This is a genomic window from Streptomyces bambusae, assembly GCF_019400985.1.
Taxonomy (GTDB): Bacteria; Actinomycetota; Actinomycetes; order Streptomycetales; family Streptomycetaceae; genus Streptomyces; species Streptomyces bambusae_A.
Window position 1 is genome coordinate 1 of sequence record NZ_WTFF01000123.1, and the last position, 20,613, is coordinate 20,613.

Consider the following 20,613-nt stretch of genomic DNA (forward strand, 5'->3'; position numbering starts at 1 on the left):
TTTTTAAAAGCGAGAGCCGGATTACGAGTCCACCCCCGGCTCGGGGGGCCGGGAGAGGGGTAAAAGAGACGGCCCGTGCCCCCCGTACCCGCCTCGCCCGCGGCCGCCGACGCCGCCTTGGCGACCGGGAGCATGTCCTCGTCGCGGGTGACGTCGATCCGGTCGGAGTCGGGCCACAGGCCCAGCGCCGCGCACACCGTCGGCAGGACGGCCATCGCCGCGGTCGCGTACCCCTCGGCGGAGGGGTGGTAGGAGTCGGGCCCGAACATCTCGCGCGGATTCGCCGCGAACTCCGGGCCCAGCAGGTCGCCCATGGAGATCGTCCGGCCGCCCTGGGACACCACCCCTATGGTCTGCGCGGCGGCGAGCTGCCGGGAGACCCGGCGCGCCAGCCAGCGCAGCGGCTGGTAGACGGGCTCGATCGTGCCCAGGTCGGGGCAGGTGCCGACGACGACCTCGGCGCCAGCCAGCCGCAGCCGGCGTACCGCGGCGGTCAGCAGCCGGACGGACTGGGTCGGCGGCATCCGGCGGGTCACGTCGTTCGCGCCGATCATGATCACGCACACGTCGGGGGCGGGCCGGTCGTGGTCCAGCAGCAGGGAGACCTGCCGGTCCAGGTCGTCGGACATGGCTCCGGACAGCGCTACGTTGCGCAGCTCCACGGGCCGCTCGGCCACCGACGCCAGACCCGAGGCCACCAGCGCGGCCGGGGTCTGTCTGGCCCTGTGCACGCCCAGCCCGGCGGCCGTGGAGTCGCCCAGCATGGCCAGGCGCAGCGGTCCCGGGCTCTGCTCCGGTCCGCCGAACTCGCTCCCGTACAGCCCGTCCGCCCGGGGCGGCTCGCCCAACCCCGACCCGACGGTCCGCTTGGCCAGCTGCACCTCGGCCAGCACCAGGCCGACCGTCGCGACGCCGAGCAGGCTCAGCCCGCCGCCGCCGTACGCCGCGCCCGCCGCGATCCGGCGGGCCGTCCTCGCCCTCGACACCTTCCGCGCCACCTCCTCGTCTTTGGACGTACCTGCCCCGTACTCCCGCTCGGTCAATCACTTTCGGCTTACTCTGGCGGTGCCTCCCGGAGAACCCGTGGAGTCCTGTCCTTGGAGAACATGGTGCAATTCCACGACTCGATGATCAGCCTCGTCGGCAACACCCCGCTGGTGAAGCTCAACCGTGTGACCGAAGGGATCCAGGCCACCGTCCTGGCCAAGGTCGAGTACTTCAATCCGGGCGGTTCGGTGAAGGACCGCATCGCCGTGCGCATGATCGAGGCGGCCGAGGAGAGCGGTGCGCTCAAGCCCGGTGGCACCATCGTGGAGCCCACGAGCGGCAATACCGGTGTAGGACTCGCCATCGTGGCCCAGCAGAAGGGCTACAAGTGCATCTTCGTGTGCCCGGACAAGGTGTCGCTGGACAAGATCAATGTTCTGCGTGCCTACGGCGCCGAGGTCGTGGTCTGCCCGACCGCCGTCGACCCCGAGCACCCGGACTCGTACTACAACGTGTCCGACCGCCTGGTCCGTGAGACCCCCGGCGCCTGGAAGCCCGACCAGTACAGCAACCCGAACAACCCCCGTTCGCACTACGAGACCACCGGCCCGGAGCTGTGGGAGCAGACGGACGGGAAGATCACCCACTTCGTCGCGGGCGTCGGCACGGGCGGCACGATCTCCGGCACCGGCAACTACCTCAAGGAGGTGTCCGGCGGCAAGGTCAAGGTCATCGGCGCCGACCCCGAGGGCTCGGTCTACTCCGGCGGCTCCGGCCGCCCGTACCTCGTCGAGGGTGTCGGTGAGGACTTCTGGCCCACCGCCTACGACCAGAACGTCGCCGACGAGATCATCGCCGTGTCCGACAAGGACTCGTTCCAGATGACCCGCCGGCTGGCCAAGGAGGAGGGCCTGCTCGTCGGCGGCTCCTGCGGCATGGCGGTCGTCGCCGCCCTGCGCGCGGCGGAGGGCCTCGGGCCGGACGACGTCGTCGTGGTCCTGCTCCCGGACAGCGGCCGCGGCTACATGAGCAAGATCTTCAGCGACGAGTGGATGGCCGGCCACGGCTTCCTGGAGGAGCCCGGCACCGCCGCCCGCATCGGCGACGTGCTGAGCGACAAGCAGGGCACGATGCCCTCGCTCGTGCACATGCACCCCGAGGAGACCGTCGGCCAGGCCATCGAGGTCCTGCGCGAGTACGGCGTCTCGCAGATGCCCATCGTCAAGCCGGGTGCCGGGCACCCGGACGTGATGGCCGCCGAGGTCGTCGGCTCGGTGGTGGAGCGGGAGCTGCTGGACGCCCTGTTCGCACAGCGGGCCTCGCTGACGGACCCGCTGGAGAAGCACATGAGCGCCCCGCTGCCGCAGGTCGGCTCCGGCGAGCCGGTGTCCGAGCTGATGGACGTCCTGGGCAAGGCGGACGCGGCGATCGTCCTCGTCGAGGGCAAGCCGACGGGCGTGGTCAGCCGCCAGGACCTGCTGGCGTTCCTGGCCCGCACGGCGAAGTAGGCGAAGCGGTCGGGGCGGCGGCGCGTCGTAGGGGGCGGGCGGGCCGGGCGGGCCGGCGGGCGGGCCGGGCAGGAGACTCGTACGGCGGCTCGTGCGGCGCGTGCGGCCAAGTAACGCGTGCAGCTCGTGCCGCCAAGTAATCGGCAAGTAATCGGCACGAGCCCGACACGTGACGGCAGCGCCGCCTTAACACGGCTCCGGCACAGTGGTGTTCGTCGGCGGGACCCGCAACCGGTCCGGCCGGCGCCACCAGCGGCGCCCAGCACTTCCGGAGCGGCTCCCGGACCGCGTGGACGCCTGGACGCGGACAAGCCGGCCCTGACCCGGCCCGTGTCCGACGCGGGGACCGCCGTCGTCCCGCCCCCCGGGCCACGGCCCGGGGGTGCGGCGGTCCCCGCGCCCCTCTCCCTCGCCTCCCTCCCCTCCCTCACCCGCCCCGCGTCTCGGTGAGCGGGCTGCGGCTTGCCGTCCTGCATAAGCGCATGCAGAGTGCAGGGTGAGTGAATAAATTTGGGGAGAGGGTGGGACGTCGATGAACGACAGCCCGGCAGCGCGGCTGCAGAAGCTGTTCGAGGGGCACCGGCTGACCCCGACCCAGCGGCGGATCGCGCACTGCATGGTGCGGGGGGCTTCGGAGGTGCCGTTCCTGTCGAGTGTGGAGCTGGCGGAACTGGCCGGCGTCAGCCAGCCCTCGGTCACCCGGTTCGCGGTGGCGCTCGGCTTCGACGGCTACCCCGCGCTGCGCCGCTACCTGCGCGAGGTCGCCCCGGCGGAGCGGGCCGTCCCGGGGAAGGACGACGAGCGCAACTCCTACCAGCAGGCCGTCGAGGCGGAGATCGACAACCTGCGGCACCTGGCCGCCATGCTGGCCGACCCGAGCCCGGTGGAAGAGGCGGGCCGGCTGCTCGCCGGCTCCACCCCGCTGCCCGTCCTGGGGCTGCGGGCCGCGTCCTCGCAGGCGCGCGGCTTCGCCTACTTCGCGGGCAAGGTGCATCCGGACGTACGCCTGCTGGACGAGGGCGGCTCGATGCTCGCCGACCGCATCGACGCGGCGGTACGGGCCGGCGCCACGGCCCTGCTCTGCTTCGCGCTGCCCCGGCACCCGAAGGAGGTGGTGGAGGCCCTGCAGTACGCCCGCGGCTCCGGGCTGACCGTGGTCACCGTGGCGGATTCCGCCTTCGCCCCGGTCGCCCGCCACTCCGACCTGCTGATCCCGGCCGCCGTGGGCACCGGGCTGGCCTTCGACACCGCGTGCGCGCCGATGCTGCTGGGCCGGGTCCTGCTGGAGGCCATGGCGGACGCCCTCCCCGACGCCCAGGCCCGCCTGGAAGCCTTCGACACCAAGGCCGCCGCCCGAGGCCTCTTCGTGGAGTAGGACCCCGCCAGGGGCGCGGGAAACTGCGCGAGCAACCACCCACGGTCCGCACCGGTCGTGCGGCGGGTGTCCCCGGCGCGGGGGCCGGGCCTGGGCTTCGGGTCCGGGCCGCGCGGGTCCTTGCCAGGGGCGCGGGGAACTGCGCGAGCAACCACCCACGGTCCGCACCGGTCGTGCGGCGGGTGTCCCGGGCACGGGGGCCGGGCTTGGGCTTCGGGTCCGGGCCGCGCGGGTCCTTGCCGGGGGCGCGGGGAACTGCGCGAGCAACCACGCACGGTCGGCACCGGTCGTGCGGCGGGTGTCCCCGGCCGGGGGCCGGGCTTGGGCTTCGGGTCCGGGCCGGGCCGGTCCTTGCCGGGGGCGCGGGGAACTGCGCGAGCAACCACGCACGGTCCGCACCGGTCGTGCGGCGGGTGTCCCCGGCGCGGGGGTCGGGCCTGGGCTTCGGGTCCGTGCCGCGTGGGTCCTTGCCGGGGGCGCGGGGAACTGCGCGAGCAACCACGCACGGTCCGCACCGGTCGTGCGGCGGGCGTCCCCGGCCGGGGGCCGGGCTTGGGCTTCGGGTCCGTGCCGCGTGGGTCCTTGCCGGGGGCGCGGGGAACTGCGCGAGCAACCACGCACGGTCCGCGGCGGTCGTGCGGCGGTGTCCCCGCCCGGGGGCCGGGCCTGGGCTTCGGGTCCGGGCCGCGCAGGGCCTTGCCGGGGGCGCGGGGAACTGCGCGAGCAACCACCCACGTCCCCGCCCGGGGGCCGGGCTTGGGCTTCGGGTCCGGGCCGGGCCGGGCCTTGCCGGGGGCGCGGGGAACTGCGCGAGCAACCACCCACGGTCCGCAGCAGCCGTACGCCGGATGCCCGCTGGGGTCGGGCCAGGCCGCCGGGGCAGATTCAGCGGTAGTTCAGTTCGGCCAGCTCCGTCACCAGGCGCGTACGGAACGCCGGGACCCGGCCAAGCAGCGGCAGCACGGTGTTCCGGGCGAGCCGCAGCAGCGGGTTGCGGGTCGTGGCGACCCGGGTCATCCGGTGGGTGAAGGCGACCACCCGCTGGGCCACCTGCCGCCGCCGCGCCTCGTACGCGTCCAGCGTGCCCGTGGCCAGCGCCCGCCCGAGGGCGTAACCGTCCTGGATGCCCGTGTTCATGCCCTGCCCGCCGGCCGGGCTGTGCACGTGCGCCGCGTCCCCGGCGAGCAGCAGCCGCCCCGCGCGGTAGCGGTCCGCGACCCGGTGGTGCACCCGGAACCTCGAGGACCACACCAGCTCCCGCACCCGCGCCTGGCCGGGCACCCGCACGTCGAGGAGCCGCTGGACGAGGGGCAGGTCGGGCGCGGCCGGGGCCTCGTCCACCGTGCAGACGACCCGGAACCGGTCGCTGCCCGGCAGCGGAGCGACGACCGTCAGCCCCGCCGCGCCGAAGGCGAGCGAGACCTCCTCACGGCCCGGGGCCCAGTCCATGACCACGTCGGCCAGCACGAAGGACTCGCCGTACGAGCCGCCGGCGAAGCCGATGCCCGACGCCTCGCGCACCACGCTGTGCATGCCGTCCGCGCCGACGGCGTACCCGGCGCGCAGGGTCCGCCCGCCGGTCAGCGTGAGGGTGACCCCGTCCGCGTCCTGGGCGACGGCGGTGACCTCGTAGGGGCGGTGGACCTCCCCGCCCAGCGCCCGCAACCGGGCGCGCAGCACGTCCTCGGTCTCGTACTGCGGGGCCAGCAGGGCGTAGGGGTAGGCGGTGGGCAGTCCGCCGAAGTCGGCGTGGAGCAGTCGGCGGCTGCCGTCGCGGACCGTGAACCGGCTTACGGGCAGCCCGCGTTCGACCAGCTCGTCGGCGCAGCCCAGCTCCTGGAGCACCTCCAGGGTGCGGGCGTGCACGACGCCGGCCCGGGAGGTGCGGGGGATGTCGGCCTGCCGGTCGAGGAGGACGAAGTCCACGCCCGCCTCGGCGAGGGTGATGGCGAGGGCGAGGCCGGTCGGCCCGGCCCCGACGACGGCGACCTCGGTGCGGGCGGGGAGTTCGGGGAGTTCGGGGAGTGCGGGGAGTTCGGCGGTGCGGTGGTTGTCCATGGCGAGTCCCCTCCTGAGTGGGCCAACGTTTGTTGGCCAACGTCTGTTGACTTGAGGATGCGCCGCGGGGGCGTGTCGTGTCAACACCTGTTGGCCTACGGGTGTTGGCCTACACCTGTTGGGGTGCAGGCATGGGCCAACATCCCTAGGGATGGGCCCACGAGCATTGGCCCACGTTTGTTGGCCTACATCCGTTGGCCTACACTCGTTGGCATGGCGACGACCTCACGCTCCGACCAGACCCGGGCCGCGATCCTGCGTGCCGCACGCGAGCGGTTCGCCGCGCACGGGTACGAGCTCACGACGATCCGCGCGGTGGCCGCGGACGCGAGCATCGACCCGTCGATGGTGATGCGCTACTTCGGCAGCAAGCAGGGGCTCTTCGATGCCGCACTCGCCGCCGCGCAGGACGCCCCCGAGGTCGACCTGTACCTGCCCGACCTCACCGCCGTGCCGGCCGACCAGCTGGCCGAGACCCTCGTACGCCACTTCGTGCAGCGCTGGGAGGGGGACCCGGTCGACGACGCGCTGCTCGTCCTGCTGCGTTCGGCGGTGACCAACGAGCAGGCTGCCACCCGGATGCGGGAGATCTTCGTGACCCAGGTCTTCCCGGCGCTGGCGGCCGTACTCGGCCCGGAACGGGCCGCCGGCGTCGCCGGCCTGATCGCCTCCCAGCTCCTGGGTCTGGCCCTGACTCGCTACCTCCTGCGCCTCCCGCCCGTCACCGCCCTCGACCGCGCCGCCCTGATCGCCGCCTACGCCCCTGCTGTGGCCGCAGTACTGCGGGCCTGAACTGCCGGGCGGGGCAAATGCGTTGCAGGGGTGGTGGGCTCCGGCGATGCTGGGTCGATGCCAGGACAGCGGAAGAGGAAGCGCCAGCGGGAGGCCGAGAGCCGGCGGGCGGCCGAGCGCTTCGCGCCCGAGGCCGGCCGCTGGGAAGTGGTCTTCGTGACCCAGGACGAGGACGAATGGCGTGAGTACCTCCGGGGGCTGCGCACGGCCCGCCCGCCGCAGGACTGGACCGAGCTCCGCGCGGACATCCTGTGCGGCCGCCTCAAGCACCCCACGACCTACCGCCTGAGCCACTTCGTCCCCCTGCCCACCGCCCCCGAAGCTCGACCCGAGCCCGAAGTCGCGGCCGAGCCCGAAGTCGCCGCCGGGCCCGAGGCGGCGTCCGGGCCCGGAGCCCGACTTTGAGCGCAGGACGCGTCCGGTCGATCACGCGTCTCGCGTGGCCGACTCAGCGAAGTCCTGCCGCGACGCTCAACGCTTGAGCGTGCGTGCGCTCGATCGCCCTCTGGACAACAGCGGTTTCCGCCGGGTTGATTTGTCTGCAGATTGTTGCGGCGTCCCGTGCCGTCACCGCGGTGAGGGGGTAGGGGCAGTCGGCGCGACGGTCGGTGAGGTCCTGAATCACCTCCCAGGGCGGGGCTGCTCCACCCCGGCGCCGGCAGACGAGATAGACCGCCTTGACGGGATGGAGCTCAAAGTACTTGCCGTGTTCCTCGTCCATGATCCAGTCGCCGTGGATCGCCAAGGAGTCGCCCGGATAGATCGTGGCGCTGTCACCGTCATAGGCGGGGTCGACGATGCCGGCGTCCTCTTGTCCTGCAATTCCATCGTCGGGATCGTTCACCAGTTGCGAGATCAACCATGCGAGGAAGGCCAGGATTTGTGCACCCACGCCTGCGAGGAGACCGCAGAGCAGGGGCGGGAGCGGCACCGCTGTACATAGCACGCAGATGGTGATGAGTGCGATCAGGCCGGTCCACAGAGCGACCGTGATGTTGTCCATGATCCTTGCGAATCGGTCGCCTTCGAGCTCGCAATGAAGGTAGGGCGCGAGTGTCTCGTGCGGATCGGCCCGGAACATCGGGTTCGGTGAGGGAAAGTCGGCGGGCGTGTCCCCGTCTGAATGGTCGTAGGCTTCCTGGCCCATCGCCACCCGATCGCGCACGAGGTAGTGGTCCTGGAAGTCGCGCCCGCTGGCGCGGTTCGCGGCGCTCAGCATGTCCTGATGTACGACCGTGATGTACAGGCGGTTCTTCTTGTCCTCCGGAAAGTCGGCGACGTAGTTTACGAGGTTCTGGTCGACGCTCGGATCGGCTGGGCCAGGGCCGAACGGGCCGGACGGCGTCGTGATCCTGTCGCGAAAGTAGTCGCGGACCTCATTCTGGCCGAAAGGCGCGACGAGGAGGTCGAACTTCATGTCGCCGTCTCCGAACGCCCCTAGGCTCAGCAGCGGCACATCGACCAGCGTGCCAATTGCACACTGGTCTTCGTGAATGCACATGAGGCGTCGGTTGTAATACCAGTCTTTCAGCTCGGAAATTGCAATCAGAAGAGAGGCGTAGGCGGCCACACCGGCTGCGCAGCCCCACATGATCGACTCCGCGAGGGCCTGGCTCACCACGGCCCCCAAAAAGCCTGCGATGGTTCCCCCGATGGCGCTCTGGATCAGCAACCAGGCAATGTTCCCGCTCGCTGTCATCGCGTACGACTGACCCGGAGGGGCGCATTTGGTGACATCACGGTACGGCATGGTTCGCCACCACCTTCAGGATCACGGTTACGCCGCCGACAACCGTGCCGAAGCGGTCTCGGGCCGTCAGGTTCAAGACTTTCCGGTCTTCGGGAATGCTTCTTTCGGGCACGTCGACGACGACGTCGATCATCTCCGTGTCGCCGGGCGAAACGACGACGCGCCAGCCGTTCTCGCCGCGTTCGTGTCCTGGGAGCGTCACTACCCAGTCCTGCTCCAGCTCGAAGTTGCCATGGCCGTCTTCGGCCGCGAGGCGCGAGCGCCCCGCGTACCCGAAGACCTCATAGCCCTCGCCCAGCCGTGCGCGACGGTGCGCATCGGTGAGCCGGATCCGAGCACCTCGGAGTGCGTCCTGTTCGATCGATCGCGCAGTGTTTTTGTCTCTCTGGGCCCGATTGTGAACACTCCTTCCGCTCATTCGCTCGAGCGTCAGTTCCACGTGGCTCTTCGGGATCTCGTATTCGTCGACATTGAGCCGGAAGTCACGTTCGCGTGCGCGCCGATTGAAAAACGGCACTGTGATGCGCGCACTGGAGCCGGGTCTCGCCTCCACGACGTCTGTGTTCTCCTGTCCCACGTTGTTGGCCGGCTCCCGGTCCGCCGGGTGATGGCACTCCACGGTGACGCAGTAGTGTCCTGCCAGAGCCGGCGTGTGCCACTTGAAGGTTGCAATGGTCTGTCCCCATGCGCCGATGTGGACGATCCGTTCCGCCGGCTCACCGTTTCCGTCCAGCTCCGTGGGCTGGCGATCGGCGAAGTCGATGCCCCAGCTGCGAAAATAGGATCGGGCTACTACGCCGATCGCGGGATCGAACGATGCATTGTGGATCGTCCCTTCGATGACGTAGTCGGTGTCAGGCGCCAGGCTGGTGGACGAAATCGGCGCACCTTCCGGCGTGGTGATCCGGATGTCCGGGTTGTCCCAAGTGATCGCGATTCCTTGTGATGCGAGATAGGACTGGCTGTACAAGCAGGGATCGGGGCGTCTGTTGACCTGTGGTGGCATGTGTGCGCAGTCTTGCTCTTCGTAGCGCTCTGGCACCTTGCCGTGGAGCAGTCGGCACAGGAGCGCCAACAAAAGCCGTAGCAGACGTACAAGATGTGCGAGGAGATCGCGGAGCGATCGCAGCAGGCCAAGCAGAAGTCGGGTAACTATTCCACCGAGGTCCCTCAGGCCGCGGCCGGCCATTGACCATCACTCCCATTCGAAGGCGCAGGAGCCCGCCTACGGGATGACTTCGAACAGTGCCTCGAACCAAGTCGGGTTGAGCGCCGTTGGTGCCTCGGCTATTGCCGCCGGCCCGGCACGGCCTCCCCGCCCGGCTTTACGGTCAAGGTAATCCGGCGGCGTTGCCCATGGACGCTGTGCGGGGATGCGGCCCTCGCCGGCATACCCCATGGGCCCCCGCGTCCACGTCGGGCCGTGCACCGCCTTCTACATACTCACCATAGGTTGCTGCAATGCACCGGGCATCTTTGCGTGTGCCCCCGGTGACTCCAGTCGCTGCAACTCATCGGGAGGAGTCGGGCCCGGTCGGCGCCAAAGCCTGAGCCCGATGACACCTTGTTGCATTCTGTGTGCGGCGAGGGGCGGCCGCAGGTGATGCCCGTGGGCCCGGCCCGGCCCGAGCCACGGGGCGAGGCCGCCCCGGCCCCCGCCCGCCTCACAGCAAGGCGTCGCGGAAGGGGCCGCCGGATTCTGTGATCAGGTCTGTCGGGGTCTGGGCCGGGCGGGCCAAAGCGAAGTGGACCTCGGAGTCGGGCGTGACCGTGAAGCCGTACACCGCCGGGCGCGGCAGGCTGTTGCAGCCGTAGGGGGCCGAGCCGGCGGGCCGGGCTCGGCAGTTGGCCGGTGGTCTGCCCTGTGCAGGGCGGGGCCTTGTGGCACCGCTCGGCAGGTGCCGCCGCGCTCGCAACGTCAACGATCGTGGGCCTTCCGGCCGAGTACCGGTCGGCGCTGATCATCTATCGGGCTCGGGAGGTCGCGGCTAGGGTGCCCGAGGCACAGTCGGTGGCGGAGGTGCGGGTGCTGCGTGAGGTCCTGGCGCTGCCCGCAGGCGAGAGGGGCAAACAGTGCTGATTGAGCAGGCAACCGAAGCGGACGTTGACGTGATCTCCGAGATGCTCGGAGAGATCGAGGCCTACTACGGCGGAGAGCCCGTGCCCGGCGACCCGGCTCAGATTCGGACCGCGCTGTTCAGCGACCGGCCGGCGGCCACCGTGCTGCTGGCCCGAGACGGTGAGCAGGTGGTCGGCCTCGCGAGCTACACGTTTCTGTGGCCGGCCGCCGGCGCGGACACCAGCCTGTACCTGAAGGAGCTGTTCGTACGCGAGACGGCGCGACGTCGAGGCGCGGCAGGCGCGTTGATGCGAGCGCTTCAGGCGGCCGCCGGCAAGGCCGGATGCTCGCGTGTGGAGTGGACGGCGGACCGCGACAACCCGGCCGCGCTCGCGTTCTACGAGGCGCTCGGCGCGGTCCCTCGGGACGGGAAGGTCTTCTACAGGGTGGAGAGCTAGCCGGCTCAAGCTCATGGAGCTCGAGGACGGCCCGCCAACGGCCTCTGCAGAGACGGAGATTCTGGGGATTCTCCTCGACGAGCCGGCCGTGGTGAAGGAATCGCAGCGAGCATACGATCTGCTCAGGGTCGCCCCGCTGTAGCCGAAGACGTCCCTCGAACTGATCGGGTCAGCAGCGGAGGACGTCGGATGCGCGAGTACGACCTGCGCAACGCCCACTGGTTCAAGAACACCTACGGCAACAGTCAGGGTGGCGACTGCCTCGAAGTCCTCGACGGAGTCCCTGAGCCCTGGTGCCGTCCCCGCCCCTGCCCGTCCCCGTCCCCGTCCCCGTCCACGGCAGCAAGGTTCCCGACGGCCCGATCCTCGTCGTCCCGGCCGCCCGGGCCGCGTTCGTCACCGGCCTGAAGACATGACGACGACATCCGTCCTCACCCTGCGCGGCGTCGGCCGGGCACCGGTCACCGCCGTCGCCACCTTCGCCGCCGCCGCGCTCACCGAATACGAATAGAAGGACGACCACAGCCATGACCGCTTCCCCTTCCGCCCCCATCCTGCGTGGCAGCGGCGGCACCGTCCTGCGACACGAGGGCGACGTGCTGACGCTGCGGCGCGGGGACGAGGAGACACGGATACCCCTGCGGGCCGTGCGGGACGTCGTACCCGACAGGCGGGCAGTGATCGTGGAACTGCGGGCTCCGGCCGGAGGCACGCCCGTCACGCACCGGATCGACGGCGTGAACGAGGCCTCGGCCGGCCTGTTCGCGACGACGCTGGGCACGGCCCTGGCCCGGCTGCCGGAGCCGGACCCGTCCTTCGACGGCGCCGCACTGGTGACGACCCGCTCCCTGCGTACTCCCCCTCCCCCCGCACCCCCGATCAGCGCAGGACAGAAGGCGAGAGGCCTGGCCTGGGTCCTGGTCGCCCTCGGGCCCGGACTCGCGTCGCTCATCGTGACCAGCGTGCTGTTCGTCCTGCACGGCGAGGCGGGCATGCTCATCCTGGCGATCCCGATGGGGCTGGTGTCCGTGTTCCTCAACCTCGCGAGTGCGGCTGCAGCGGAACGCTCACTCCAGATGTGGCTCCTCCCCTGGCGCGGCATCACGGTGATGGCCGTTCGCACCAGCCCGTACGGGAAGTCCGGCAAGTACGAGTACACGGACTCCAGCGGCACACTCCACAGCTACTACCGGGACGCGTACGCGAGCCGGATCGAGATCAGCTACCACCCGGAGAACCCTGGTAACCCGGTCGGTGTCTACCCCGTCTTCACACGCGTGGTGGTCGCACTCGGGACCCTGATCCTGTGCGCCGTCACCGCGGGAGTCATCTTCGTGGGGGTGATGGCCGCCACCGTGTGACCGTCGCCGCGCCCCGCCCCCCGCCCGCCTCACAGCAAGGCGTCGCGGAAGGGGCCGCCGGATTCTGTGATCAGGTCTGTCGGGGTCTGGGCCGGGCGGACCAAAGCGAAGTGGACCTCGGAGTCGGTCGTGACCGTGAAGCCGTACACCGCCGGGCGCGGCAGGCTGTTGTAGCCGTAGTGGGCCGTGAAGAAGTACGCGCCCGTGTCCGGTACGGCGATCAGGTCGCCCGGTTCGAGCAGCGGCAGGCGCCGGGCCGTCGCCAGCAGGTCGCCCGCGAAGCACGCCGGGCCGGCCACGTCCTGGGCGACCGGTTCGCCGGTCCGCGGCGCGCCCTTCGCGTCGTACGGCAGGATCCGCACCGGCCAGGCCGCCGGCGCGTACACCGTCCGGGTCGCCAGCTGCACCCCCGCGTGGGTCAGCGCGACCGGCCGGCCGCCCGTCGTCTTCGTGTACTCCACCCGCGCCACCACCAGGCCGTGCTTGGCGAGCAGCGACCGGCCGAACTCCGTCACCAGGCCGTACGAGCCGTCGAAGAGTGCCGGCACGGCGTCGCGCAGCGCGCCGACGTAGTCGGTGTACGTCGGCACCTTTGAGTCCGACCCGAAGTCGACCGGCAGCCCGCCGCCGATGTCGAGCGTGTCGATCTGCCGCCGGCCGGTGCGGCGCAGCGCCGCCGCGTTGATCTCCTCGGCCAGCGCGTGGACCTCCCGTACGCCCTGCGCGATCAGGTCCAGGGGAACGCCCTGGGAGCCGGAGTGGGTGTGCAGGCGGGTCAGCCAGGGGCGTTCGGCGAAGGCCTCCAGCAGGCGCTCACGCGCCCCGGGGTCGCGCAGCCCGATGCCGAACTTCGACGTCGCCGTGGCCGTCGACAGTGCCTCGATGGCGCCCGCGCCGATCTGCGGGTTGACGCGTACGCCGATCGGGGAGCCCCGGCCGACCCCCGCTCCCCGCCCCGCCGCGAGCAGCCCGTCCAGCCTCCGCAGCTCCTGGTGGTTGTCGGCGTTCACGGCGATGCCCAGGTCCAGCGCCTCGCGCAGCTCGGCCGTCGTCTTGGCCGGCGAGTCCAGCACGATCCGCTCCGCCGGCAGCCCCGCCGCCCGGGCCAGCGCCAGCTCCCCGGGGCTGGCCACCTCGCACCCCAGCCCCGCGTCGGCCAGCAGGGCCAGCACCGGCACCAGCGGCGCCGCCTTGACCGCGAAGGCGTGCAGGACGGGCGTGCCGGGCGGCAGCGCGGTGGCGAAGGCCTCGGTCAGCGCGGCCGCCGCGGACCGGATCCCGGCCACGTCCAGCAGGCAGACCAGCGGCCGGTCGCCCTCCGCCGGGCCGACCAGGCCCTGTTCCACGGCGGCCCGGACCGCCAGGTCGCGGCGCGCGACGGCGCCCTCCGTACCCGCGTACGCGTCCACGTCGGATGCCATGCATGCCAGCCAACCATCCGACCGGTCCGCGCGCAGCTGTTGACTGAATCTATTCAGGGGGTCAGGATGTGAATGGATCGACCACATCGACCGCATCGAACACATCACGAAGACCGCCGAGATCGCCGAGATCGCCGACACCCGCCGAGATCACCGCATCGCCAGGAGGCACACCCATGTCAGGACCCCGCCCCGTACGTGCCCCCCGCGGCAGCGAGCTCAGCACGCTCGGATGGCAGCAGGAGGCCGCCCTCCGGATGCTCCAGAACAACCTGGACCCCGAGGTCGCCGAGCACCCCGACAAGCTCGTCGTCTACGGCGGCACCGGCAAGGCCGCCCGCGACTGGCGCTCCTTCGACGCCATGGTCCGCACCCTCCGGACCCTCAAGCAGGACGAGACCATGCTGGTCCAGTCCGGCCGCCCGGTCGGCGTGATGCAGACCCACGAGTGGGCCCCGCGCGTGCTCATCGCCAACTCCAACCTGGTCGGCGACTGGGCGAACTGGGAGGAGTTCCGCCGCCTGGAGCAGCTCGGCCTGACCATGTACGGCCAGATGACCGCCGGCTCCTGGATCTACATCGGCACCCAGGGCATCCTCCAGGGCACCTACGAGACCTTCGCCGCCGTCGCCGCGAAGCTGCATTCAATCGGTAAGGGAGGGGTCGGCGGCACCCTCGCCGGCACGATCACCCTCACCGCCGGCCTCGGCGGCATGGGCGGCGCCCAGCCGCTCGCCGTCACCATGAACGACGGCGTCGCGATCTGCATCGACTGCGACCCGCGCGCCATCGAGCGCCGCATCGAGCACCGCTACTTGGACGTGAAGGCCGACAACCTCGCCCACGCCCTCCAGCTCGCCACCGAGGCCCGCGACGCCCGCAAGCCGCTCTCCATCGGCCTCCTCGGCAACGCCGCCGAGCTGCTCCCGCAGATGCTCGCCGAGGGCGCGCCGATCGACATCGTCACCGACCAGACGTCCGCGCACGACCCGCTGTCCTACCTGCCGGTCGGTGTCGCGTTTGAGGACATGGCCGACGCCGCCGCCAAGGACCCGGCCGGCTTCACCACCCGCGCCCGCGAGTCGATGGCCAAGCATGTCGAGGCCATGGTCGGCTTCATGGACGCCGGCGCCGAGGTCTTCGACTACGGCAACTCCATCCGCGGCGAGGCCCAGCTGGCGGGCTACGACCGCGCCTTCGCCTTCCCCGGCTTCGTCCCGGCGTACATCCGCCCGCTGTTCTGCGAGGGCAAGGGCCCGTTCCGCTGGGCGGCCCTCTCCGGCGAGGCCTCGGACATCGCCAAGACCGACAAGGCGATCCTCGACCTCTTCCCGGAGAACGAGTCCCTGCACCGCTGGATCAAGATGGCCGGCGAGCGCGTCCACTTCCAGGGCCTGCCTGCCCGCATCTGCTGGCTCGGCTACGGCGAGCGCGACAAGGCCGGCGAGCGCTTCAACGACATGGTCGCCTCCGGCGAGCTGGCCGCCCCGCTGGCCATCGGCCGCGACCACCTCGACTGCGGCTCCGTCGCCTCCCCGTACCGCGAGACCGAGGCCATGCTCGACGGCTCCGACGCCATCGCCGACTGGCCGCTGCTCAACGCCATGGTCAACGTGGCCTCCGGCGCCTCCTGGGTCTCCATCCACCACGGTGGCGGCGTCGGCATGGGCCGCTCCATCCACGCGGGCCAGGTCTCGGTCGCCGACGGCACCAAGCTGGCCGGCGAGAAGATCCGCCGGGTGCTGACCAACGACCCCGGCATGGGCGTCATCCGGCACGTCGACGCCGGCTACGACATCGCCGAGTCCGTTGCCGCCGAGCGCGGCGTCCGCGTCCCCATGCGCGAGGGTGACTCCGCGTGAGCATCGACGCAAGCACGGCCGGAGCCTCGTTCCACGAGATGTGGGCGGAGCTCCGGCCCGTCGGCCGCGACGCCGGCTCGGGCGGCTACCGCCGCTACGCGTGGACCGGCGCCGACACCGACTGCCGGGCCTGGTTCCGGGCCCAGGCCGAGGCGCGCGGGCTGACGTACGAGACCGACCGCAACGGCAACCAGTGGGCCTGGCTCGGCGACCCCTCGGCCGAGGACGCCGTCGTCACCGGCTCGCACCTGGACTCCGTCCCCGACGGCGGCGCCTTCGACGGCCCGCTCGGCGTCGTGTCCTCCTTCGCCGCGCTGGACGAACTGCGCCGCCGCGGCGCGCAGTTCACCAAGCCCCTGGCCATCACCAACTTCGGCGACGAGGAGGGCGCCCGCTTCGGGCTCGCCTGCGTCGGCTCCCGCCTCGCCGCCGGCCTGCTGACCAAGGAGCAGGCGTACGCCCTGCGCGACGCGGACGGCATCAGCCTGCCGCAGGCCATGGAGGCGGCCGGCCACGACCCGGACGGCATCGGCGCCGACCCCGAACGGCTCGCCCGCATCGCCGCGTTCGTCGAACTCCACGTCGAGCAGGGCCGGGCCCTGGACCTGTCCGGCGACCGGGTCGGCATCGCCTCCGCCATCTGGCCGCACGGCCGCTGGCGGTACGACTTCCACGGCGAGGCCAACCACGCCGGCACCACCCGCCTGGTCGACCGCCGCGACCCGATGCTGGCCTACGCCGAGACGGTGCTGGCCGCGCGGCGCGAGGCCGAGCTGGCGGGCGCGGTCGCCACCTTCGGCAAGATCTCCGTCGAGCCGAACGGTGTCAACGCGATCCCCTCCCTGGTCCGGGGCTGGCTGGACGCCCGCGCCGCCGACGGGGTGAGCCTGGACCAGGTCGTCGAGGGCATCCGCAAGGCCGCCGGCGAGTACGCCGACCGGCACGGCATCGACCTGGCCGTCACCCGGGAGTCCTTCACCCCGGTGGTCGAGTTCGAGCACGCCCTGCGCGACGAACTGGCCCGCATCCTGGGCAAGCAGACCCCGGTCCTCGGCACCGGCGCCGGACACGACGCCGGAATCCTGGCCGCGTCCGTCCCGACGGCCATGCTGTTCGTACGCAACCCCACCGGCGTCTCGCACTCCCCTGCCGAATCCGTCGAGGAGGACGACTGCGTCGCCGGTGTCCTCGCCCTCGCCGACGTACTGGAAGGCCTGGCATGTCGTTGAAGACGTACTGGCTGGAGCACGCCTGGCTCGGCGGCAGTGTCGAGCCGGGCGTCGCCCTGGACGTGTCCGACGACGGGCGGATCGCCGCCCTGCGGACCGGCACCGACACCCCGCCCCCCGGCGCGGAGGTCCTGCGCGGCCTGACCGTCCCGGGCCTGGCCAACGCCCATAGCCATGCCTTCCACCGGGCCCTGCGCGGCACGGTCCAGGTGGGCTCGGGCACCGGGTCACCCCCGCTGGCGCGGGGAGCAAGCCCGGTGGAAGGCACGGGGCGTGCGCCGGATTCATTCTGGACCTGGCGTGAGGTCATGTACGGCGTTGCTCAGAAGCTCACGCCCGAGAACTACTATTCGCTCGCGCGTGCGACGTACGCCGAGATGGCGCTGGCCGGCATCACCAACGTCGGCGAGTTCCACTACGTCCACCACGCCCCCGGCGGCACCCCGTACGCCGACCCCAACGCGATGGGCGAGGCCCTGATCGAGGCCGCCGCCGCGGCCGGCATCCGGATCACCCTCCTCGACACGGCGTACCTCTCCTCCGGCTTCGGCGAGGCCCCCAACGAGCACCAGCTGCGCTTCTCCGACGGCACCGCCGACGCCTGGGCCGAGCGCGCGGCCGCCCTGAAGCCGCGCGAGCACGCCCTGATCGGCGCGGCCGTGCACTCCGTACGCGCCGTCCCGGCCGAGCAGCTGGCCACCGTCGCGGCCTGGGCCGCGGAGCGCGGGGCCCCGCTGCACGTGCACCTGTCCGAGCAGACCGCCGAGAACGACGCCTGCCAGGCCGCCCACGGCTGCACGCCCACCCAGCTGCTCGCCGACCACGGTGTCCTCGGCCCGCGCACCACCGGCGTCCACAACACGCACCTGACGGACACGGACATCGCCCTGCTCGGCGGCACCACCACGGGCACCTGCATGTGCCCCACCACCGAACGCGACCTCGCCGACGGCATCGGCCCGGCCACCCGCCTCCAGCGGGCGGGCAGCCCGCTGTCCCTGGGCAGTGACAGCCACGCCGTCATCGACCTCCTGGAGGAGGCGCGCGCGATGGAGCTGAACGAGCGGCTGCGCAGCCGGACGCGGGGCCACTGGACGGCCGCCGCGCTGCTTGCCGCGGCCACGGCGGACGGCCATGCGGCCCTCGGCCGCCCCGACGCCGGCCGGCTGGCGGTGGGTGCCCTCGCCGACTTCACCACCGTCGCCCTGGACACGGTCCGCACGGCCGGACCGGAGCCGCGGCTGGGCGCGGAGACCGCCGTGTTCGCGGCCTCGGCCGCGGATGTCCGCCACACGGTGGTGGGCGGCCGGCACATCGTGCGGGACGGCGCCCACACCCTTGTCCCCGACGTCCCGTCCGCCCTCGCCGAATCCATCGCGGCCGTCCGCGACTGACGCCGTTCTTTCCCCACCCCGCCCCTTCCCGAACCTGTGGGCTCCGCCCCCAGCCCCCCGCGCCTCAAACGCCGGCGGGGCTGGGGATGCGGGGCTCCGCCCCGGACCCCGCGCCTCAAACGCCGGCGAGGCTGGATAAATCCAGCCCGCGCGGCGTTTGAGCGCACCGGGCGCGCAGCGCACGGAACGGGGTCCGGGGCGGAGCCCCGGTTTCGGGAAGGGGCGGGGTGGGGGCAGATCCCTCCGAGAGGAACCCATGACCACCACCCTCGTCACCAACATCGGCAGCCTCGTCACCAACGACCCCGCCCAAGGCGATGGCACCCCCCTCGGCCTCATCGAGAACGCCGCCGTCGTCATCGACCAGGACAAGATCGCCTGGGTAGGCGCAGCCGCCGAAGCCCCCGCCGCCGACACCGCCTTCGACGCGCAGGGCCGCGCCGCAATCCCCGGCTTCGTGGACAGCCACAGCCACCTCGTCTTCGCGGGCGACCGCACGCAGGAGTTCAACGCCCGGATGTCCGGCCGCAGCTACTCCGCCGGCGGCATCCGCACCACCGTCGCCGCCACCCGCGCCGCCACCGACGCCGAGCTGGAGGCCAACCTCGTACGCCACCTGCACGAGGCCCGCCGCCAGGGCACCACCACCTTCGAGACCAAGTCCGGCTACGGCCTCACCGTCGCCGACGAGGCCCGCGCCCTGCGTATCGCCGCCGCGCACACCGAGGAGGTCACCTACCTCGGCGCGCACATCGTCTCCCCGGACTACGCCGAGGACCCGGCCGGCTACGTGGACCTCGTCACCGGCGAGATGCTGGACGCCTGCGCCCCGTACGCGCGCTGGGTGGACGTCTTCTGCGAGAAGGGCGCCTTCGACGGCGACCAGGCCCGCGCCGTGCTGACCGCCGGCGCCGCCAAGGGCCTGATCCCCCGGGTCCACGCCAACCAGCTGAGCTTCGGCCCCGGCGTGCAGCTCGCCGTCGAGCTGGAGGCCGCCTCCGCCGACCACTGCACCCACCTCACCGACGCCGACGTCGACGCCCTGGCGAACAGCAGCGGCCGTACGGTGGCCACCCTGCTGCCCGGCGCCGAGTTCTCCACCCGCGCCCAGTGGCCCGACGCGCGCCGGCTGCTGGACGCGGGCGTGACCGTGGCGCTGTCCACGGACTGCAACCCCGGCTCCTCCTACACCAGCTCCATGCCGTTCTGCATCGCACTCGCGGTGCGGGACATGCGGATGACCCCCGACGAAGCCCTGTGGTCGGCGACCACGGGCGGGGCCCGGGCGCTGCGCCGTACGGACATCGGCGTCCTCGCGCCCGGCGCCCGCGCGGACCTGGCGCTGCTGGACGCCCCGAGCCACGTCCACCTGGCGTACCGGCCGGGCGTCCCGCTCGTGTCGGCCGTGTGGCAGCGGGGCGTACGCGTGCACTGAGGCGGCCGCCGATCCGGGTCGGCCCTTTGTCTTCCCTCCGCAAGGTGCCGGGCGTACCTTGAGCCACCATCTGATGTCCCGTCAGTAATGTGTGGCCCGAGGGGAAGACGAAGGTGTCCAACCGCAAACGCTCCGCCGCGCTCGCGCTCGTCACCGCCCCGGCCCTCGCGGCGGCGGCCCTGCTCACCACCGCCCCCGCGGCCCGGGCCGACGTCGTCGACGTCGCGTACGACTGCAAGACCCCGATCGGCGACAAGTCGGCGGTCTCGCCGATCGACATCAAGGCGGTCAAGGAGGGCGACGGCTACAAGCTGACGATGTCCTTCCAGAAGGGCGTCTCGTCCAGTCCGATCGAGCTCGGCAAGGGCGCGATGAACCCCAGCGGGGTCATCGTGGTGGGCGGCGCGGAGCAGGCGAGCGTGCCGGTCTCGGGGCCGCCCAACGCCGAGGCCGCGCCCGCCAACACGCCGATCAAGATCTCCGACCTCTCCGGCACGTACACCCCGAAGAAGAGCGGCAAGGTCACCTTCACGGCCGGTGTCCTCACCATCAAGGCGATGATGACGGAGACCGTCTGCACCCCCGGCAACAGCCCCCGCCCGTCGCTGGAGCTGGACGTGGCCGCCCCCGCCGGGGCCGGACAGGTGCCGGCCGCGGGCCCGGCCGGCACCCTGCCGCAGACCGGCCCCACCGACTCCGCCCTGGCACTCGGCACGCTGGGCGGCACCGTCCTGCTCGCCGGGGCCGCCGGCGTGCTCTGGCTGACCCGGCGCGGCGGCCGGCAGGCCGGGGGCGGACCGCGGGCAGCCGCCACCGGGCCCATGCGCATGGCCGGTGCCCTGTATCTTATAAAACTCGTACGGTGCCGACGACCCGTCGCGGGGGAGAGCTACGGAGGCAGAGCCAGTGTCTCAAGCACGCAGT

At 72.0% G+C, this 20,613-nt stretch carries 16 protein-coding genes and 1 pseudogene; 12 read left to right on the forward strand and 5 right to left on the reverse strand.

The genetic code is table 11. From position 1 onward, the window contains the following. Positions 1-986, reverse strand: a 986-nt coding sequence (locus GPJ59_RS18315) for an SGNH/GDSL hydrolase family protein (RefSeq protein ID WP_308120357.1), incomplete at its 3' end; no start/stop codon positions are given. 123 nt (positions 987-1,109) lie between these two features. Between GPJ59_RS18315 and GPJ59_RS18320 the strand changes: the two genes are divergently transcribed. Then, positions 1,110-2,495, forward strand: coding sequence for a cystathionine beta-synthase (locus tag GPJ59_RS18320; protein WP_219668282.1), 1,386 nt, complete (start codon positions 1,110-1,112; stop codon positions 2,493-2,495). 532 nt (positions 2,496-3,027) lie between these two features. Continuing rightward, positions 3,028-3,870: a MurR/RpiR family transcriptional regulator gene (locus GPJ59_RS18325; protein ID WP_219668270.1), complete on the forward strand. Its 843-nt coding sequence runs from the start codon at positions 3,028-3,030 to the stop codon at positions 3,868-3,870. 885 nt (positions 3,871-4,755) lie between these two features. Here the strand turns inward: GPJ59_RS18325 and GPJ59_RS18330 are convergent. Beyond that, complete coding sequence (locus GPJ59_RS18330; protein WP_219668271.1) at positions 4,756-5,928, reverse strand: FAD-dependent oxidoreductase; 1,173 nt, start codon at positions 5,926-5,928, stop codon at positions 4,756-4,758. A gap of 213 nt (positions 5,929-6,141) precedes the next feature. On the opposite strand from GPJ59_RS18330, the gene GPJ59_RS18335 reads away from it, so the two are divergent. Both GPJ59_RS18335 and GPJ59_RS18340 read left to right on the forward strand, forming a co-directional pair. Further along, positions 6,142-6,720, forward strand: coding sequence for a TetR/AcrR family transcriptional regulator (locus GPJ59_RS18335; RefSeq protein WP_219668272.1), 579 nt, complete (start codon positions 6,142-6,144; stop codon positions 6,718-6,720). Between the two features lie 57 nt (positions 6,721-6,777). Then, on the forward strand, positions 6,778-7,125 hold the full coding sequence (locus GPJ59_RS18340; protein ID WP_219668273.1) for a hypothetical protein: 348 nt from the start codon (positions 6,778-6,780) through the stop codon (positions 7,123-7,125). 43 nt (positions 7,126-7,168) lie between these two features. Here GPJ59_RS18340 and GPJ59_RS18345 read toward each other — a convergent pair whose 3' ends face one another. Both GPJ59_RS18345 and GPJ59_RS18350 read right to left on the reverse strand, forming a co-directional pair. Continuing rightward, positions 7,169-8,392 carry a hypothetical protein gene (locus tag GPJ59_RS18345; RefSeq protein WP_219668274.1) on the reverse strand — a complete coding sequence of 408 codons (1,224 nt, stop codon included), beginning with the start codon at positions 8,390-8,392 and terminating at the stop codon, positions 7,169-7,171. 64 nt (positions 8,393-8,456) lie between these two features. Next, positions 8,457-9,440, reverse strand: coding sequence for a hypothetical protein (locus GPJ59_RS18350; protein ID WP_219668275.1), 984 nt, complete (start codon positions 9,438-9,440; stop codon positions 8,457-8,459). Between the two features lie 1,103 nt (positions 9,441-10,543). Here GPJ59_RS18350 and GPJ59_RS18355 point away from each other — a divergent pair. From GPJ59_RS18355 to GPJ59_RS18365, 3 genes are all read left to right on the forward strand, one after another. Beyond that, positions 10,544-10,987 carry a GNAT family N-acetyltransferase gene (locus GPJ59_RS18355; protein ID WP_219668276.1) on the forward strand — a complete coding sequence of 148 codons (444 nt, stop codon included), beginning with the start codon at positions 10,544-10,546 and terminating at the stop codon, positions 10,985-10,987. Positions 10,988-11,280: 293 nt separating this feature from the next. Then, positions 11,281-11,403, forward strand: coding sequence for a DUF397 domain-containing protein (locus GPJ59_RS38565; RefSeq protein ID WP_308120358.1), 123 nt, complete (start codon positions 11,281-11,283; stop codon positions 11,401-11,403). 111 nt (positions 11,404-11,514) lie between these two features. Next, complete coding sequence (locus GPJ59_RS18365) at positions 11,515-12,348, forward strand: hypothetical protein (RefSeq protein ID WP_219668277.1); 834 nt, start codon at positions 11,515-11,517, stop codon at positions 12,346-12,348. 29 nt (positions 12,349-12,377) lie between these two features. Here GPJ59_RS18365 and GPJ59_RS18370 read toward each other — a convergent pair whose 3' ends face one another. Continuing rightward, on the reverse strand, positions 12,378-13,769 hold the full coding sequence (locus GPJ59_RS18370; protein ID WP_219668278.1) for a diaminopimelate decarboxylase: 1,392 nt from the start codon (positions 13,767-13,769) through the stop codon (positions 12,378-12,380). Positions 13,770-13,945: 176 nt separating this feature from the next. Here GPJ59_RS18370 and hutU point away from each other — a divergent pair, with 176 nt between their 5' ends. The 5 genes and pseudogenes from hutU to GPJ59_RS18395 form a co-directional block, all read left to right on the forward strand. Then, positions 13,946-15,631, forward strand: a complete 1,686-nt coding sequence (gene hutU / locus GPJ59_RS18375; RefSeq protein ID WP_219668279.1) for a urocanate hydratase — start codon at positions 13,946-13,948, stop codon at positions 15,629-15,631. 38 nt (positions 15,632-15,669) lie between these two features. Beyond that, on the forward strand, positions 15,670-16,860 hold the full coding sequence (locus GPJ59_RS18380) for an allantoate amidohydrolase (RefSeq protein ID WP_219668283.1): 1,191 nt from the start codon (positions 15,670-15,672) through the stop codon (positions 16,858-16,860). After that, positions 16,851-18,254: a formimidoylglutamate deiminase gene (locus GPJ59_RS18385; RefSeq protein WP_219668280.1), complete on the forward strand. Its 1,404-nt coding sequence runs from the start codon at positions 16,851-16,853 to the stop codon at positions 18,252-18,254. Before GPJ59_RS18380 ends, GPJ59_RS18385 begins: the two co-directional genes overlap by 10 nt. Before the next feature lie 256 nt (positions 18,255-18,510). Beyond that, a complete protein-coding gene (gene hutI / locus GPJ59_RS18390) occupies positions 18,511-19,689 on the forward strand; it encodes an imidazolonepropionase (protein ID WP_219668281.1) in 1,179 nt (392 codons plus the stop codon). A gap of 113 nt (positions 19,690-19,802) precedes the next feature. Further along, positions 19,803-20,480 (forward strand): annotated as a pseudogene (locus GPJ59_RS18395) (LPXTG cell wall anchor domain-containing protein); the annotation flags it as partial. Positions 20,481-20,613: the final 133 nt, after the last annotated feature.

Coding starts and splice junctions, on each gene's coding strand:
- GPJ59_RS18325 (WP_219668270.1), top strand. CDS start 3,028: ATGAACGACAGCCCGGCAGCGCGGCTGCAGAAGCTGTTCGAGGGGCAC.
- GPJ59_RS18330 (WP_219668271.1), bottom strand. CDS start 5,928: ATGGACAACCACCGCACCGCCGAACTCCCCGCACTCCCCGAACTCCCC.
- GPJ59_RS18335 (WP_219668272.1), top strand. CDS start 6,142: ATGGCGACGACCTCACGCTCCGACCAGACCCGGGCCGCGATCCTGCGT.
- GPJ59_RS18340 (WP_219668273.1), top strand. CDS start 6,778: ATGCCAGGACAGCGGAAGAGGAAGCGCCAGCGGGAGGCCGAGAGCCGG.
- GPJ59_RS18365 (WP_219668277.1), top strand. CDS start 11,515: ATGACCGCTTCCCCTTCCGCCCCCATCCTGCGTGGCAGCGGCGGCACC.
- GPJ59_RS18370 (WP_219668278.1), bottom strand. CDS start 13,769: ATGGCATCCGACGTGGACGCGTACGCGGGTACGGAGGGCGCCGTCGCG.
- hutU (WP_219668279.1), top strand. CDS start 13,946: ATGTCAGGACCCCGCCCCGTACGTGCCCCCCGCGGCAGCGAGCTCAGC.
- GPJ59_RS18380 (WP_219668283.1), top strand. CDS start 15,670: ATGTGGGCGGAGCTCCGGCCCGTCGGCCGCGACGCCGGCTCGGGCGGC.
- GPJ59_RS18385 (WP_219668280.1), top strand. CDS start 16,851: ATGTCGTTGAAGACGTACTGGCTGGAGCACGCCTGGCTCGGCGGCAGT.
- hutI (WP_219668281.1), top strand. CDS start 18,511: ATGACCACCACCCTCGTCACCAACATCGGCAGCCTCGTCACCAACGAC.